Source organism: Flavicella sp. IMCC45668, from assembly GCF_057219105.1.
This window is the reverse complement of record NZ_CM170114.1, coordinates 815,332-832,860: the sequence shown is the minus strand read 5'-3', so window position 1 is coordinate 832,860 and position 17,529 is coordinate 815,332. Positions and strand designations below refer to the sequence as shown.

At 28.4% G+C, this 17,529-nt stretch carries 21 protein-coding genes; all 21 read right to left on the bottom strand.

Going from position 1 to position 17,529, the window contains the following annotated elements:
- Positions 1-189: 189 nt before the first annotated feature.
- Positions 190-738 carry an RDD family protein gene (locus AC2DZ0_RS03890; protein ID WP_484643812.1) on the bottom strand — a complete coding sequence of 183 codons (549 nt, stop codon included), beginning with the start codon at positions 736-738 and terminating at the stop codon, positions 190-192.
- Between the two features lie 219 nt (positions 739-957).
- On the bottom strand, positions 958-1,641 hold the full coding sequence (locus tag AC2DZ0_RS03885; protein WP_484643811.1) for a hypothetical protein: 684 nt from the start codon (positions 1,639-1,641) through the stop codon (positions 958-960).
- Positions 1,642-1,992: 351 nt separating this feature from the next.
- Positions 1,993-2,454: a hypothetical protein gene (locus AC2DZ0_RS03880; protein WP_484643809.1), complete on the bottom strand. Its 462-nt coding sequence runs from the start codon at positions 2,452-2,454 to the stop codon at positions 1,993-1,995.
- 39 nt (positions 2,455-2,493) lie between these two features.
- On the bottom strand, positions 2,494-2,931 hold the full coding sequence (locus AC2DZ0_RS03875; RefSeq protein ID WP_484643807.1) for a hypothetical protein: 438 nt from the start codon (positions 2,929-2,931) through the stop codon (positions 2,494-2,496).
- Between the two features lie 155 nt (positions 2,932-3,086).
- Entirely contained in the window at positions 3,087-3,698 is a 612-nt protein-coding gene (locus tag AC2DZ0_RS03870) for a hypothetical protein (RefSeq protein ID WP_484643805.1), read from the bottom strand.
- A 432-nt stretch (positions 3,699-4,130) separates the two neighbouring features.
- Positions 4,131-4,865 (bottom strand): hypothetical protein, encoded by a 735-nt coding sequence (locus AC2DZ0_RS03865; protein WP_484643804.1) that lies wholly within the window; start codon positions 4,863-4,865, stop codon positions 4,131-4,133.
- 202 nt (positions 4,866-5,067) lie between these two features.
- Positions 5,068-5,643, bottom strand: coding sequence for a hypothetical protein (locus AC2DZ0_RS03860; RefSeq protein WP_484643803.1), 576 nt, complete (start codon positions 5,641-5,643; stop codon positions 5,068-5,070).
- A 232-nt stretch (positions 5,644-5,875) separates the two neighbouring features.
- The gene (locus tag AC2DZ0_RS03855) at positions 5,876-6,175 is read right to left on the bottom strand and encodes a type II toxin-antitoxin system RelE/ParE family toxin (protein WP_484643801.1); all 300 of its coding nucleotides are present in this window, start codon (positions 6,173-6,175) and stop codon (positions 5,876-5,878) included.
- On the bottom strand, positions 6,168-6,419 hold the full coding sequence (locus tag AC2DZ0_RS03850; RefSeq protein WP_484643799.1) for a type II toxin-antitoxin system ParD family antitoxin: 252 nt from the start codon (positions 6,417-6,419) through the stop codon (positions 6,168-6,170). The genes AC2DZ0_RS03855 and AC2DZ0_RS03850 overlap by 8 nt, the downstream gene beginning before the upstream one ends.
- 273 nt (positions 6,420-6,692) lie before the next feature.
- Positions 6,693-6,980, bottom strand: a complete 288-nt coding sequence (locus AC2DZ0_RS03845; RefSeq protein ID WP_484643797.1) for a type II toxin-antitoxin system RelE/ParE family toxin — start codon at positions 6,978-6,980, stop codon at positions 6,693-6,695.
- The gene (locus AC2DZ0_RS03840) at positions 6,973-7,212 is read right to left on the bottom strand and encodes a ribbon-helix-helix domain-containing protein (RefSeq protein WP_484491655.1); all 240 of its coding nucleotides are present in this window, start codon (positions 7,210-7,212) and stop codon (positions 6,973-6,975) included. Before AC2DZ0_RS03840 ends, AC2DZ0_RS03845 begins: the two co-directional genes overlap by 8 nt.
- Before the next feature lie 267 nt (positions 7,213-7,479).
- Entirely contained in the window at positions 7,480-8,472 is a 993-nt protein-coding gene (locus tag AC2DZ0_RS03835) for a toxin-antitoxin system YwqK family antitoxin (protein WP_484643795.1), read from the bottom strand.
- Between the two features lie 226 nt (positions 8,473-8,698).
- Positions 8,699-9,304, bottom strand: a complete 606-nt coding sequence (locus tag AC2DZ0_RS03830; RefSeq protein ID WP_484643793.1) for a hypothetical protein — start codon at positions 9,302-9,304, stop codon at positions 8,699-8,701.
- Positions 9,305-9,515: 211 nt separating this feature from the next.
- Positions 9,516-9,980 carry a YcxB family protein gene (locus AC2DZ0_RS03825; RefSeq protein ID WP_484643792.1) on the bottom strand — a complete coding sequence of 155 codons (465 nt, stop codon included), beginning with the start codon at positions 9,978-9,980 and terminating at the stop codon, positions 9,516-9,518.
- Positions 9,981-10,197: 217 nt separating this feature from the next.
- A complete protein-coding gene (locus tag AC2DZ0_RS03820; RefSeq protein ID WP_484643790.1) occupies positions 10,198-10,857 on the bottom strand; it encodes a TlpA family protein disulfide reductase in 660 nt (219 codons plus the stop codon).
- A 211-nt stretch (positions 10,858-11,068) separates the two neighbouring features.
- Positions 11,069-12,022, bottom strand: a complete 954-nt coding sequence (locus tag AC2DZ0_RS03815) for a Fic family protein (RefSeq protein ID WP_484643789.1) — start codon at positions 12,020-12,022, stop codon at positions 11,069-11,071.
- Between the two features lie 449 nt (positions 12,023-12,471).
- Complete coding sequence (locus AC2DZ0_RS03810) at positions 12,472-13,128, bottom strand: hypothetical protein (RefSeq protein WP_484643788.1); 657 nt, start codon at positions 13,126-13,128, stop codon at positions 12,472-12,474.
- Between the two features lie 1,022 nt (positions 13,129-14,150).
- Positions 14,151-14,762 (bottom strand): hypothetical protein, encoded by a 612-nt coding sequence (locus AC2DZ0_RS03805; protein WP_484643787.1) that lies wholly within the window; start codon positions 14,760-14,762, stop codon positions 14,151-14,153.
- A 218-nt stretch (positions 14,763-14,980) separates the two neighbouring features.
- On the bottom strand, positions 14,981-15,505 hold the full coding sequence (locus tag AC2DZ0_RS03800) for a hypothetical protein (protein WP_484643785.1): 525 nt from the start codon (positions 15,503-15,505) through the stop codon (positions 14,981-14,983).
- A 227-nt stretch (positions 15,506-15,732) separates the two neighbouring features.
- Entirely contained in the window at positions 15,733-16,299 is a 567-nt protein-coding gene (locus tag AC2DZ0_RS03795; RefSeq protein ID WP_484643784.1) for a hypothetical protein, read from the bottom strand.
- A gap of 741 nt (positions 16,300-17,040) precedes the next feature.
- Entirely contained in the window at positions 17,041-17,490 is a 450-nt protein-coding gene (locus AC2DZ0_RS03790) for a lipocalin-like domain-containing protein (protein WP_484643783.1), read from the bottom strand.
- Positions 17,491-17,529: the final 39 nt, after the last annotated feature.

Below are 17,529 nucleotides of genomic sequence, written 5' to 3'. Positions count from 1 at the left end.
GGTTGGCAGTTTTAAAACGACCTGTTTTGGCGAACCGAACCGACCAGTACTTGAGCCAAAACATTATGAGTGTTTTAAAACTGCGTACCTAGAGTTTCATAGCTTTTATAAGACCGTAATTTAGAAAAATAATTTTGAATGCGAATAGGAGCGAAGCAATTTATTATAGCCGGTGTTGGCGACTGACTTTTAGTTTAATAATGGATTAATCCCCCAAACTAGCATTTGAATCGCTATTACTGGGATTAAAAATAATAATCCAATAAATAATGAAACAATCAATTGTCCTATTTTATAATCAGTTTTCAAAGTGTTGTCATCTTCTATTACTTTCGTGCCAGCTATATAGTCACCAATTCTTCGAGTAGGAGAGTATATTGAGTAAATCACCTCAATTGGCCAAAAAACAACAGTGAGACTTCTTAAAAGAGATTTTATTGGGGTTGCAATCTCTCCTGTTTTATTGTCCACAACTATTAAGTTAAGAATTCTTTTACCCGGGCTTTTTCCTTTTAAACCATCTTTATTAAAGTAAACTGAAAATCCTAATAATCCAAATATAAGTGGGATAATTCCAAAATATTCAGGTGTATCAGATTCACCAGGAAGTCCAAAAATCAACAATGATATTCCGACAATTATAAGAGCAATAATCATAATTACAAAAGTCATTATTAAATGATCTAAAAACATTGACGCTAATCTCGTAGTAACTATTTTCTTTTTTTCTTTTTCCATTTTCTGTTTGTTACCAACGTTTTTGTATAAGATTAGTGTGGGAGGTAGACAAACTTTATTTTGTCAGCCGAGCTACTAAGCTTATACTTATTTTGTGTTTTTATCTTGTCGACCTAAAAATAGATAAATAAGTTTAAGCGGACATTATAAACGGACCTAAAACTTTGGGAAAACCATAAAAACCCACATTAATTTTATACGGTGTTGGGTTTTCGTTTTTTATTTCAGTTGTATATGAATATGATCGTCATGTCTAACAGCCCTGCATCCGTGATATCGAATTCGGTCATCGGTTAATCTCATTCTCGATTTTAAATGCGGCTCAATAAAAAGTTTCCCTAGATTCTTTTGGTTTAAAATACTTTGAATTAATTTCTTTGTTCCTTTTTCTGAAAATTTCAGATTTTTATTGATTTCTCCAAATGTTAAATATTTTGGATAGTCATATTGAAAATATCCATGATTTAAACATTTTTCGATTTGATTAAATTCGTTTTTTCTCGGTTTAGCGAATATTCCATAACCGCTATTGGACTTTTGTTTATTGGAAATAATATTGTCTTGACTCTCATAGATTAAACTCAAGTCTATTTTTTTCCCGTCATTGTGGCTTAAATGAGGTAAAAGAGGAAATTTATTTATGAATGGAAAATTTGCGTCTAAATAATGAATTTCAATTCTTGTTTCTTTCAGCTGTTTTTCAGTCTGTTTCAATAAAACGTTCATTTCTGGTTTTACATAATTTCTGTTAAGTAAAACAGTTATAAAGCTCGTAGGATTAATTTTTTCAGAATTATGTACTTTTTCTCTACCGAACACAGGAGCGATTAATGGAACGGCTATAAATGTGAAAAACAAGTATAATACAGTGAATGATATTAAAGTCTGAAGTCTAAAATTCATTTTAAGTTTTCTGTTTATGAATATACTCAAAATATAAATTAATCCACCAATTTGAGTGGTGATTGTCAGAATAATAATTAAGAATAACTGTAATGTTCTTTTTAATCTCAATTTGTCCTAATTTTCTTGTTTTAAAATGAAACCCAACGGTTTTGTATAAGATTAGTGTGGGAGGTAGACAATCTAAAAATTGTCAGCCGAGCCACAAGCTTATACTTATTTTATGTTTTTACTTTGTCGATTTAAAAATACTCAAATAAGTATGAGTGACATTATAAACGGACACAAAACTTTGGGCTAAAACTAAAAACCCACATTAATTTTATACGGTGTTGGCGGTAGTATATATATTCATTCCGATTTTTCATAGACAATTCCATGACACTCATCTCCATCTCCAATTGTAATCATTATTGAAATCTTTTTATCTTTTTTACGTAAAGGTTCAACAGTAATTCCCTCTAATTCAAAATAACAGATTTTTTCTTTATCCATAAATGAGTGAAACCATTTTCCTGTTTCATTCCTTTTATAATTATTTTCATTTTTTTTATCTCCAAATATTTTTTCAGCTAAACTTTCAGGATTATCCTCAAAAATGAGTTTGAATTGATTGTTTTCATTTATTTCAAGTTTAAGAGGCCAACTATAATAATTTTCGTTCAGATATGATTTAGAGTTTTTACTTAACTCATATTCTCCAGTTATTTCACTTTTAGATGGCTCATAATTAATTTCTTCATAGCCGTTTTGCCAAGAACAAAATATTGGATGACAACTTGTGAAAATCAGTAATATAAATATTATTCTCATTTTTTTTAAATTACCGCCAAACGTTGTTGGCAGTAGTAATTATTTTTCTATTAAATATCGTTCTCTTAAATCACTTACTTTTTTCACATCGCAGAGGTAAACAAATATTTGAATAAGATTTTCGTTTATTCTCCATTGAGTAATTTCGTTATTCCAATATTTTATATTCCGATTAATCAATTCGGTTATTAATTCACTTTTCAGTTTTTTGTCAGTAAAACGACCAATCAAGTGACTATTTGCGTATTTATCTTTGCATATATATTCATGAAGAAACTCAGTTGCTTCTTTCTCATTTTGGAAATATTTCAAGTTTTCTTTTTCTCCACGTTCTGTATGATACCAAATATATAAATCACCATATTTTTCCAAACCAACCCCTTCATCAGTTTCAAATCGATTTCCTGGTGTTATTTTGTTTTTCATACAGTTTTCCACCATCCAATCTTCAAGTTGATTAATTGTTGTAAAACTCATTTTAACTCTAGTTTTTCTGAGGTTTCTATTTCCACTTATTACTGCCAACGTTTTTGTATATGAAAAGTTGCGTTTTTTGAAACGCAATTTTTCATGCTATTTTGTTTTTTATAAAAGTACTGAATTTTTCAAAAGAGTAGGAATGTAGCAGTTTTTTATATACGGTGTTGGCATTTCGTTGTATCATTCGTCTTTAATAATATTTTTTTTATTTCAAACTCAATCTGTTTTTCAATTTTTTTATTTTTAAAATAACAAAAGGGTGAATTAGCCCTTAATGCACGGTCTTGTTGGTAGCTGCAATTAACAAGAATATCATTTTTGTCATATAAAAATATTACTTCTTTTGAATAATTAAGTGATGGTAATATACTTTTACATTCTAAATACGCTAGGTATTCCTGTCTATTGTCTCTCATTTTTTTTAAATTAATTTTTTTTGATACTTCTCTTATAGCTTCTCGATTAACTTTTTTATTAATGCCTTTAATTACTCTGAATTTGCTTATTTTTAATATTTTATAGATTAAGAGTAGGATGTAAAGTACTGTTAAAAAAGCCATAATTATAATCATCGGGATTAGAGTTGATTTGTTTATTGAAATATCAAATAAAACTAAAGGACCAATACACACAAAGAAAACAACCCCCATTATTAAAATAGGAATAGTAGTTAAACTATAAATTATTTCAAAGATCCACCCTTTGGTTATGATTCTTTTTTTTTCAATTGATTTTGGAATATTTAAAAAAAGAAAAGCACTCATAATTATTAAATTTATAAGCTAAAATAGTTCAAAAAGTCTTATTATTTTATTTCTTGCCTAGAAATCACGTTAATTCTTTCAAATATTAAATATTCGAATGATTGTTTTACTAAGATAGTTTTAAAATGGAAGTTTTCTTTTTATTCACTGGAGACAATCTGATTTCGAAGTTTATTAAATTAGATTTGTTGCATTAAGTTCTTGAGTACGCAATTTTTTTCATAAATGAATGCCAACGTTTTTGTATAAGATTAGTTTGGGAGTTTGACAATTCGTGAATTGTCTACCGAGCCACAAGCTTATACTTATTTTGTGTTTTTATCTTGTCGACTTAAAAATAGATAAATAAGTTTAAGCGAACTTGGTAAATAAACCAAAACTTTGGGTTAAACCATAAAAACCCACATTAATTTTATACGGTGTTAGCAAAAGTTATTTTTTTGAAATCTCTTTGTTGATAAATTTAGATTGTTTTATTAATTCTTTATAATTTGAATATCTCTCTATGCCAAATAAGTCTTTTTCACTTAACCAGTCTGTTGGAACTTCCAAATTTTTAGTTTTATGAAAGTTTAATAAGTATTCACCACCGTCATACCACATTTCACCCAGTTTGTCTGAGAAGTTTTTTTCATAATATGTAAATTTTACATATTCCCTATGTTTTAACTCTTCCCTAAGAGGCACGTAAATATCGTTATATGCTTTTCTGTTACTTAAAGATTTTTCTTTGTTTTTGTAATTTAAACTTCGATGTTTCTTTATTTCAGGTGAATATTCATCTTCAAAGGCGATATATTCTTCTACCGCATCCCTCCACTGTTTATGTAGTGTTTTATAATTAGGTGATTGGCGCATAATCCAGAGAAGATTTTTGTCTTTTTGAGTTGCCAAAGAATATCGACTCTTTCCTTGTTTTATATTTTCTAAATAATATTCTAATTTTAAATAACTTAATTGTTTGGCAAGTTTATCTTTCTCGTTATTCAATTCTGAAAGATTCATTGATTTATATTTTGAATATTCTGATTTTTTCTGAGTTTCTACTTTAGAAAATTTCAATTCTGAAGTGGGCAGAGTTTTGTCCTTAGATTCAATTTTTTTTGTTGTTGAGCAACTTACTAAAATACAGATGCTTAATATAATGGTTGGAATTTTTATATTCATGTTATTTTTGCTAACGTATTTGTATAAGATTAGTGTGGGAGGTAGACAAACTTTATTTTGTCAGCCGAGCCACTGAGCTTATACTTGTTTTTTGTTTTTATCTTGTCGACCTAAAAATAGATAAATAAGTTTAAGCGGACTTTATAAATAAACCAAAACTTTGGGAAAACCATAAAAACCCACATTAATTTTATACGGTGTTCTACGCAGTTTTTATTTCCGTTAATATTTTTCCATCAGCATTCAATTCGTATTTATAACCTTCCCAATCTATTAATTCAATTCGGTTTTCGATAATTTTAAATTCCGTTTTTCCATCTGGATTCACAAAAATTTCTTTTGCACTAAAATTCCATTTAGTTTTTCCATTTTTATCAATTCTACTTACTTTAATTTCACCGTGAATAATAAAATCCTCGTCAAATTCATAAATTCCGAAACAAGTTGCAGTGTCATATTGATTTCTCCAATTAGCGGATAAATCCATTAAATTCAGAGAGTATATTTGGTCAGAACAGCAAATATAAATTCGGTCATTTTTGATTAGAAATGAATTTTCAGAAATTCCTGTTACTCCACCATTTTCCAGTAATAATGCGCTACACTTTTCAATTCCGTTTTCTGTTATTCGAATTCCGTGTTTTGAGGAAGGTTGATATTTTAATTCAATTCCTAAATCGGAAGGATATTGTTTCTTAAATTTATGACCAAATTCCTCTGAATCCAAATCCGATTCATTTGTTATTTCAATTGTGGAATTTTTATATTTTACTATCATTTTCTTGGTTTGGTCAAATTGCGTAGAACCTTTTTGTATAAGATTAGTGTGGGATGTAGACGAAATTTATGTTGTCAGCCAAACCACTAAGCTTATACTTATTTTGTGTTTTTAACTTTGTCGACCTAAAAATAGATAAATAAGTTTAAGCGGACTTTATAAACAAACCAAAACTTTGTGCAAACCATAAAAACCCACATTAATTTTATACGGTGTTGGGTGCAGTTTTTTTCTAATCTCTAATTCTTTTTTTTAAATCTATTTTTCCGTGTAGAATTCTTGTTATTTCAATTTTATTCTCCGAAATTTTTCTATAAAAAATAATATGTTTATTTGCTTTTACTCCAAGTAAATCAGAGGTCACATTTTCGTATGATTTTCCGAATAAAGGATTTTCGGCAATTTCTTCGCAGCTATCAATTAACATTTCATAATAATTGTCTGCTTGTTTCTCAGACCATTCCTCATATGTGTAATTCCAAATGTGTGTTAAATCCTCAACAGCTTTATTAGTCAAATAATACTTATTCATTATTTGATTTTTTAGCTTTTAAAGATTCAAGGTGTTTTTTAGGGTCAAAGTCATGAGCGATTCCACTATTAATTCCTTCTTGAATAGAATTTCTCAAAGCAATAACTTTAGATTCTTCCTCTTCAAGTAGTCTAAGACCAGCTCTTATTACTTCACTAACATTTTTAAACCTTCCTTCTGATACACGACTTTGAACAAACCCGTCGAAGTAATTTCCAAGTGATATTGATGTGTTTTTTCCCATTTTAAATAATTTTATTCAAAGTTACCTAAAATTGGTATAATATTCAAATTTTAATTGCACCCAACGTTTTTGTATAAGATTAGTGTGGGAGTTTGACAATTCGTGAATTGTCGACCGAGCCACTAAGCTTATACTAATTTTATGTTTTTATCTTTGTCGACCTAAAAATAGATAAATAAGTTTAAGCGGACTTTAGAAATAAACCAAAACTTTGGGTAAACCATAAAAACCCACATTAATTTTATACGGTGTTGCCTACAGTAATTTTCGAATCTAAAATATATTTTTCAAATCTTGACGTCCAACAATACTCATAATTTCCACAATTTCGTTATTAATTCTGTAATATATATTGTCCGAACCACATGGACAACGTCTATAATTTTCTTTTATAAAGTCAACCGATTCAAAAGAGAATGGTCGTTCAGCTATGATTTCAAAATATTCAAAAAATGATTCGAAATATTTGTCGGCTTGTACCATTCCAAATTTCTTAACTCCAAAATGGTGAATTCTTATAAGGTCTTCTTTCGCAGAATTACTCAGCTTATATTTAGCCATTAAGTAAAGATTTTGATTGAGCTAAGATCTGTTCTTTGCTGTCATTCGTAAAGCCACTATTCTCAGCTTTTTCCAGCTTAGAGCTTATCCAATCAATTTGTTTTTGTTGTTTTCGTGCTTGTCTAATTAAGTCGTTCACAAGCTCACTTTTACTGGAATACTCATGATTATCTACTTGAGATTTTAACCATTCGTCGTTCGGTTGTGTGAATGAAATACTTTGTCTTGCCATAATTTTAGTTTTGATGTAAAAATACACCAATTATGAATCATCTGCAAGTTTTCATTATTGTTGGCAACGTCTTTGTATAAGATTAGTGTGGGAGGTAGACAAACTTTATTTTGTCAGCCGAGCCACTAAGCTTATACTTATTTTATGTTTTTATTTTTGACGACCTAAAAATAGATAAATAAGTTTAAGCGGACTTTAGAAATAAACCAAAACTTTCGGCAAACTATAAAAACCCACATTAATTTTATACATTGTTGTAAGTAGTTATTAGTTTGTCTTTATGTAAACTTGTAAATAATTGTTTTCGTATTCTAATACCATTTCATTTTTTGTTAAGGATATAATTTTTTCAGTTGATTTATTAAGAAAGTTACCTTGGTTATCTCTCTCTTGTTTTTTATTCATTAATTTTTCGGTAAACATTAATAATTTTCCTTGATCTGAATTAGGAGAGATAGTCATTTGAAATTCAATTTCGTTTTCTGATAAAAGAATCCAATTTCCTTGATCAGTGTTTTCTGAATTAAATTTCATTTTATACGAACCATTTTTGAGAATTTCTATCTCTGGTCCATTTGTTTTTATGGTAGATTTGTCATTGCTCCTGTAAGTTTTTTCAATTGTTTCTATAATATTATTATTCTTATCTACCGTTTTAACAAAACTCCATGTACCAATTAATAAATTATTGATTTTTGGGAAAATCTCAGGTTTTTCTACTTCAAATATTTTTTGGTGAATTATTTCTCCATTTTCATTCCACCAAGTCCATTTTCCTAAATTGTCATCATTTAACAAAACACCTTCAGATTCTTTATTCCCGTTGTTAAAATACCAAGTCCATTTTCCATTTGAAATTCCATTCTTATATTTTCCTTTCTTTTTTAGATTTCCATTTTCATAATACCATGAAAAAGTTCCATTTTCAATATTGTCTCTGTATTTTCCTTTCTTTTTTAGATTTCCATTTGAAAACCAAGAAGTCCATAAGCCATTTTTCGTTCCATTTTGCATTTTTCCATGGACTTGTTTTTCTCCTGTTAAGTACCAATGTTTCATTTCTCCGTTTAAAACACCATTTTTGATTTCAACTGTTGTTTCTCTATTTCCGTTTTCATAGTAAGCTATGGAGATTCCAGTAAAAGGTTTTTCTTCACCTTTTTTGTAAAGAATTCCTTCTTTTTTCTCAAGTTCTGAATTGTTAATTTGTGAGAATAAAAAAAAAGGAGTATAAATAAATAATATGTATATTTTTTTCATGTTGATTTTTGTGGGGAATTACTTACAACGTGTTTGTATAAGGTTAGTGTGGGAGGTAGACAAACTTTATTTTGTCAGCCGAGCCACTGAGCTTATACTTATTTTGTGTTTTTATCTTTATCGACCTAAAAATAGATAAATAAGTTTAAGCGGACTTTATAAATAAACCAAAACTTTAGGCTAAACCATAAAAACCCACATTAATTTTATACGGTGTTGTATGTAGTTATTTCAGTTTTTCGTATTCAAATGTATTGTCATTCTTATGTGAAGAATAAAATATTAAAATTCCATTAGCATTACAGGATACGGTGTTTATTAATAAATTACCATTTTTAGAAAGTCCTATTCTTCTCATACTAATTGTTGTTTCTCCGCCCAAGGATGGTATTCCGTATTTTTCATAAATTTGATTGTCTATATAGAATTTTCCATTTTGTATTTGACCTATTAAGGTCATTGATTTAAAGATTTTTTTGTTTTCATAAAAGTAAACATTTAGAGTTTTGTCATCAACTAAATTTAACTCAACATAATAATTGTTTAATTCGAGTTTAGATATTGTATCATAGGCTCGACCTAACCTTTGTGAATATCCACTTTTTAATTGACGGTATAAGTCTGTATTCATTCTTAAATACTCCTTTGTGTTGTGATTAGCGAAAATATTCTTCCCAAAATTTTTAGAGGCGTAATGTCTATATTTTCCATTTAGTTTATAAATATTTTTTTCTGATAAGGATTGATATATCTTATCAGTATTATACTCTGAGAAACCTACTTTGCATGATATAAAAATCACTAAAAGTGTACTTAACGCGATTTTTTTCATTTGTCACCAATTACATACAACGTTTTTGTATAAGATTAGTGTGGGAGGAGACAAACTTTATTTTGTCCGCCGAGCGACAAACTTAAACTTATTTTGTGTTTTTATCTTGTCCACTTAAAAATAGATAAATAAGTTTAAGCGGACTTTATATATAAACCAAAACTTTAGGCTAAACCACAAAAACCCACATTAATTTTATACGGTGTTGCCATTAGTTTTTTTTCAGTTCATTCAGTATATCAATTTCATTTTCCTCCAAGTAACTCAAGGGAATATATATTCCTTGTTTTGATTTAAACTTGAGTACAAAATATGTTTTTCTTTTAGAAATGGATGTAAATTCCGAATAGTCTAATTCAGATTTACTCATTTCTGATTTAACAATAATTTTTTCAGGAGTAATTTTATAATCAAGGTCGAAATTCTTGAACCATTCTTTTTTTGTCAATATTCGTATTATTGGCTGAAGAATATAATATAAACCAAATAAAATCATGAATTTTGGTTCTGTAAGTCCAGGCTCACTTATTCCGTTTAAATAAATATTTAAACCAAATATCAGAATTAACGGTCCAGCTAATATTCTAAGAATTGAGTAATAACATCCATAACCAAAATAATATTCATTCAGAAATATTTTAATTTTTTCAAATTCGGATAATTTAATTTTATTCATTTTTTATAATTAAGGGCAACGTTTTTGTATAAGATTAGTGTGGAAGTTTGACAATTCGTGAATTGTCAGCCGAGCCACTGAGCTTATACTTATTTTGTGTTTTTTTCTTTTTCGATCTAAAAATAGATAAATAAGTTTAGGCGGACTTTATAAATAAACCAAAACTTTGATCAAACCATAAAAAACCACATTAATTTTATACGGTGTTGGCTACAGTTTATTTCAAAATTGGTTTTATAAATTTCAATAGTTTTTTCTCATTGATACTATTTACTTCAGTCCATCCCATTTTCTTTGTAGGATAAGCAGCCCCAACTGTGTAATCAATAATTTGTTTATTCTCATCAATTAAATATGCACCAGGAAAGTCTAGTCTATGTTCAAATCCATTAATGAATATATTGTCATGTCCGATTTGTTCAACTGGAGATGGAATTAAATGTATTAATTTATTGTATCGCTTTGCCATTTTCTTTAAATCTTTCTTTTGATTCGAAAAAAGGACAATAAATTCAACTTCATTTTTATATTTTTCAGCAAGTTTATTTAGTGTTGGTATCTCACCCCAACAAGGTCCACACCAAGTAGCAGAAGTAAAAATAACGAAAGGTTTATTTATCTTCTCCGTACTTATCGTTTTCTTTTTTGTAGTTATAAATTCATAATTAGACAAATATTTACCCTTTAGGCAAGAATCTATAATTTCTGAGAATATTTTTTTTGCTTTCTCATATTCTTTGTCTTTATAAGCTTTGGTAATTAATTCTCTTTTACCAATGATACAAGACTCTACAATGTCCTTGTAGAATTCTTTTTCAGATTGTCCAAGAATTGTTACTGAATAAATAAATATAATCAGTGTTAGGATGTTTTTCATTTGTTTTATTGTTGCCAACGTTTTTGTATAAGGTTAGTGTGGGAGATTGACAATCCGTGGATTGTCAGCCGAGCCACAAGCTTATACTTATTTAGTGTTTTTTTCTTTGTCGACCTAAAAATAGATAAATAAGTTTAAGCGGAATTTATAAATAAACCAAAACTTTCGACTAACCATAAACCACATTAATTTTATACGTTGTTGTAAACTGTTAATTTAGAATATATTTTGTTTTATTTTTTTCTCCAATTTTATTAAAAAGACCTTTCTCTGTTCCGTTTTTTAAATCTCTACTTGCCGTAGCAGATGAGATGTCTTTAAATATATCCATATAGTCTTTTCGAGAAAACTCAGTTTTATTTAAAGTGATGAAATATTCTAGCCTTTCCTTTTCAGTTAATGTTCTATTATTAAAATTCAATAATTCAGCAATTGAAGAATCTATAATACTCAGCATATACTCAATAAATCTAGTTGACTTTCCTAATTTGTCGCTTTCAGAAAGAGCTCTGTAGTATTTCTCCTGGTCTTTACTAATCAAGGTTTCAAAAGGGAGATACTCGAAAATTGGATATTTTTCCATTAAGATTAGAGTTTGCCATAAACGTCCCATTCTACCATTTCCATCAATGAAAGGGTGTATAAATTCCATTTCATAATGAAAAACACAACTTTTTATTAGTTCGATTTCTTCCGTGTTTTTCAAATAATTAAATAAGTCTTTCATTAAAAACGGAACATTCTCAGCAGGAGGAGCTAAGTGTTCTACTTTTGATCCTTTAACAATCCCAACTCCTTGTGTTCTATATTTTCCGGAAATATCAATTAATTCAGATAAGAGTATTTTATGAGCTTTTAAAAACGATTTTTCATTCTGAGATTTGAATTCTCTCAGGTTGTCGTAAATAGAAATTGCATTCAACACTTCCTTTACATCTTTTTGAGGTCCTAGAACTCTCTTATTGTCAATTAAAGCAGTTATTTGTTCTTCTGTAAGAGTGTTTCCCTCGATTTTTAAAGATGAATGTATAATTTTTATTTTATTCTGTTTTCTCAATTGTGGAGAAGGTCGATTCAAATAATTAGCATTTACTTCTCCAATTTTTTCGGAAATCGAAGTAATATAATTTAAAATTTTTGATGTTATTTCGTATGGAGGTTTCATTTTGATACTATCGTTTGATACTATCAAAGATATGATCATTTACTGAATTATTCTTGAAAAATGCGGTTTTTTAATTGTTTACAACGTTTTTGTATAAAGTTAGTGTGGGAGTTGATAATCGCTAGATTATCAGCCAAGCACTAAGCTTATACATATTTAGTGTTTTTATCTTAGTCGACCTAAAAATAATCAAATATGTGTAAGTGAGTTTATAAAGAGACAAGAAACTTTGAGAAAACCATAAAAACCCACATTAATTTTATACGGTGTTATGCTATCGTGATGTTGTTCAGTTTTTGAGGAATATTCAAAGTAAAATTATTAAGAGATAAAAAAAAGTTCAGAGTACAACTTTTCAGAGCTGAGTGATAATTCGGAATATTATTTTTTTAGATCCGAGAGTCGAATTCTTGATTCTATCACTCTTTTACATAAAGTCTGGTTACGATTCAATTAAGCATAGCACCTTGATATAAATTTTCTTGAAGCAGAAATTGTTTCGCTATTTCCAATGCCTCATTTCTATCGATCAATACGAGTCCAAGGTCTTTATCTATCTTAATAACAGTAAACTTATGTCTTGCTGTACTGCGCCCTCCATCAATTACCAAATCATAAGTAAAATCGATTGTTTTTACACAAACGATATAATTGTAATAATCATAATATTTCAAATATTTTTCAGCATCAATTTTTCCATCATATGTTTTTACACATTGTAAACTTAAATCTTGCTGTTGTAAAAACAAGTATTCTTTTTTTTCTATAAACCACTCGTGCTCAACTGATAAATAAAACTTTTTAAATCCATAGATTTCATCGTTTTTATAAAAGAAATAATTTGAATCTGGTTCTCTAACATCTTTCAATGGAAGCGAACATTTACTTTTATTTTCATTAGAATAAGAGTTTCGATATATGGGAATACTTTCGATTTCTTTCGCAAAAGCTTTTGAAACATCAGTAGCAACAATTTTATGTAATTGAACCAAATTCTTTTCAAAAGTGATGATTTGTTGCTCTTCATTTTGTTCTTTACAACTGATAAAGAAAATAAAAAAAGCAACACTAACTTTAGAACTGTGTGAAATTATCTTATTTAACATGATCATTCGATTATAAGGCTGTATTTAAGTTTGTAACGTAACAAATGCTTTTTTTTATTTGAGTCTAAGCTACAAATTCTGGTTCATGTTGCATAACGTTTTTGTATAAGATTAGTGTGGGAGGTAGACAAACTTTATTTTGTCAGCCGAGCCACTGAGCTTATACTTATTTTATGTTTTTATTCTTGTCGACCTAAAAATATATAAATAAATTTAAGCGGACTTTATAAATAAACCAAAACTTTAGGAAAACCATAAAAACCCACATTAATTTTATACGGTGTTGTGCTGCGTTTATTTATAAATTGTATTGTTCTTAGTATTTACTTTATTAGATATGAATATTATTAGATTTTTAATATCTCCATTTCTTTCGAATTCTCTCAAAGAAATATATTCAGATTTATTTTTGGTATTGATTCTCATTATTGAACATTTTTTGAGTGACTGATATACAATAAACAAACTCGCGATAAAAAGAAAAAACGGTATAATAATCAAAATTATCCCGCCTCTGTTCGTCAAGTCAGGAGTTTGAGTAAAATTCGTGTTTTTTATAACATTTAGAATCCAAAAGAAATTAAGTATTGAGAGTATAATTGAACAAAACAAAGAGATTTTCCAATTTTTAATCATAAAATACTTGCTCAGATTTATTTGAATAATTTCTGAATAGTTAATGTGTCTAACAACTTGATGATTTTTTATTTTTTGAATTCCATTCTCATTTATTTGGATGTATGGTGAGTTGAAGTTCATTATGCTTTTGTGATTTTTAAGTCTAATTCTAGAGATTATTTCCGTTTTCAGGCAATGCTGCACAACGTTTTTGTATAAGATTAGTGTGGGAGGTAGACAAACTTTATTTTGTCAGCCGAGGCACTGAGCTTATACTTATTTTATGTTTTTATCTTGTCGACCTAAAAATAGATAAATAAGTTTAAGCGAACTTTATAAATAAACCAAAACTTTTGGCTAAACCATAAAAACCCACATTAATTTTATACGGTGTTGGGCATTCGTTATTTTATTCGCTCTATAATTTTAATTCCTATATATTCTTTTAGTTTGGGCGATTTATCTCTATAATAAACATTCCAATAACTTATTATTCTTGATTTAGTTTTCTCCCAGTAAATAGGGTTTTCTTTACTAAATCGAACATAGTTGTCAATAGTTTTTTGATTGAGTTGTTTATTCAGTACTTCTAATACCTCATAAACGTATTCTCCAAGCAAATGAGTAATGAAAGGAACTATCCAATACTCAGTTTTGTCTCCAAGTAATTTTAATCTCTTTTCTCTAATATATCCGTTATGATGTCTGAGGTAAATACAATTTAAAATTGTTTTTTGTTTGTCCGTTAATTTATTCTCTAGTTCTAATTTCGGTTCGTTAAAATAATACCTCCCAGGAATATTCAAAATTTCATTATCAATACGCACAGAAATACTATCAAGAGAGATTAGATTGTCTGTTTTAAATTTATTTCCATAAAAATTAACTACCGTAAAATCATAAAAAGGAATTATATCTAAAACAGCTTTCAAGTCATTTTTTAAATCAGTGGGGAATGATTCAAATATTTTCTTTTTGAATTTTAAAACTTTATAAATTTTAAATAGTTTAATCATTTTTTTTTCTAATGATGCCCAACGGTTTGGCTAAGCTTAGTGTGGGAGTTGATAAATGGAGATTTATCGGACGAGCCACTTAGCTTAGACTTATTTATTTGTTTTTCTTTATCGACATAAAACTAATCAAATAAGTTTAAGCGGACATAGTAAATAAGCCAAAAACATCGAGAAAGTCTAAAAACCCGCATTAAGTTTAGCCGGTGTTGTGTAACGTTTTATTCAACGTATCCCATTTCGTCTCGAGTAATATTAGTTTTTTCGCTTAAAGTGTTTAAAATTTCTTCTATACCTACTAAATGATCGTGGCATTTAATAATATTTTCACCATCACTAATTTTCAAATACAAAGAAAACTTATTAAATCGAATTGATTTAACCTTATTTAATTCGATAACTTGCGTTTTTCCCCACATATTTCTTTGAGTTATTCTTTCAGAATTTAGATAAATTTTATTCATCCATACCATTAAGCTCATAATTGTTCCTAAAGAAGTAAAAAGCACTATAACAGGAATAATATTAGAAAAGTCGACGTTTTCATTATCCACAATAATTGCTGTTACTATTATTAGTGGAATAATTAAAGAAATAATTGCACCAATTCCATATAGAATGGGTAATTGATGAATCGAATTTCCATTTTCTTTTTTTTTACTTTTCTTTTTCGAAGCTTTTTTTATAAAATATAAAGATGTTATAATCAATAAAGGGGTAATTATATTTTTAATAGTTTCAATCATTGCAATTTTGTCTATGTTACACAACGTTTTTGTATAAGATTAGTGTGGGAGAAAACGTCCGTGGACTTTTCTCCCTAGCACTGAGCTTATACTTATTATGTGTTTTTATCTTTGTCGAGCTAAAAATACTTAAATAAGTAGAAGTGACATAGTAAAGAGACACAAACCTTTGAATTAAGCCATAAAAACCCACATTAATTTTATACGGTGTTGGCTACTATTTTTTGTTACTTAATATAGATAGTGTTTGCTTCTTTTATGTTGTATGTTGTCTTTGTGATTAATTGAATTAGGTTTATTTCTCTTTCCTTTCTAGATGTCTTTAGTTTATTTGAAATAATTTTTAGAATGAAGTTTTCATCAACCATTAATTCATTGTAATCCTCATAAATAATCCTTTTGTCAATTTGAAAAACTATTGGTTTTTTGTCTAAAGTAAGATATTTGTTAGTAAGTTCTTTTAGAGTTATAAAATTCGGAGTATAGTCATCCTTGATTGTCATTAATATTTTTCCGTAATACTCTTTTCCGTCTTTCTCGAAATTTTCTTTTACCGTATCAATAGTTTCAATTTTACCTAAAGGGACATCAATCATTTTTAATTGACTTCCGATAAATATTCCGTTTACATAAACAGCAGTTGGCTTCGTTTCAGAAGGAGTCTTATTATTTATTATTTCTATTTCTGAGTTTTCAGAATATTTTGGATCTGAAATCACCTGTTTTAGCGGGATAATTTGACTATATAATGGAGAGAGAATTACGAATAATACTAATGTATAAATATATTTCATTGTTATAATTGTTGCCAACGTTTTTGCATAAGGGCAGTGTGGGAGTTTTAAAATCCATGGATTTTCAACCTAGCACTTAGCTTAAACTTTTTTATTTTTTAATTTGTGATTAAAAATAGGTAATAAGTTTAAGCGAACGTTTTTAAATAATAAATAATTTTCAAATTTTTTCTATTTCCCACATTGGCTTTATGCGGTGTTGGGCATTGCGGACACACAGCTTAGTTTCGTACTGAGTAAGAATTCTTTCGTGTTTACATAATTTTCGTTTTCATGATAAAAAATATTTCCAGATACATATTTTCATTCCGCAAGTAGCTAAAAGTCTGAGTATTTTCTTGCGTAAAAATTCTCATTCGTGCTGAGGATTCACACTATTCCATAATTCATGATTTTTTTACAAGAAATGGTAATTCGTACTATTTCATAAGGAATATTCTTTTGTAAAAGATTCACAACGCAAGAAACTAAAATCAAGAGAATTTTAAAAGTACAGATGATTAAAATTCCAGAATATTTTCAGAGTAAATTTTCGGTACTGGTGAAGGCAACTAAACAACTTCTAATTAACTGTGTGTAGGACTTTCGTGTAAAGTCCGCCGTTTTGCCCAACGTTTTTGTATATGAAAAGTTGCGTTTTTTTAAACGCTATTTTTCATGCTATTTTGTTTTTTATAAAAGTAATGAATTTTTCAACAGAGTAGGAGTATAGCAATTTTTTATATACGGTGTTGTAAACTGTTATTTAACTCTCTCAAATTCTATATAATTATAAGTCGGTATATAGTCGAAATCGCAAGGTGTAGTTGAATCTTCAATTTTATAACCAAATCTCATTATGTCGTCATTTAATTCAAAAAAATCAGGAGTTATACTCTCACCATTAAGGATTAAAGTCACTTTGTTATCTTCCATTATCCAACTTCCATTATTGGAGTATGTTTCTTCACAGTTACCGTTACTCATTGAATAGCTTATGTCGGTGTAATTTCCGTTTTCATAGAAGACAGCTCTTCCTTTTTGTGCACAATTATCAAGGATTCGAAATTCTTTACTACCTGATGAACATGTAACAACTTCTTTTGTACTTTTCCAGGAACCGATAATTGGATTAGATACATCATTGTTAGTGCAGGAAGATATAATCATGGATATAAGTAATATTATGTATAATAATTTGTTTTTTTTCATTCGAATTTTCATAGTATTTTGTTTTTTATAAAGTAATGA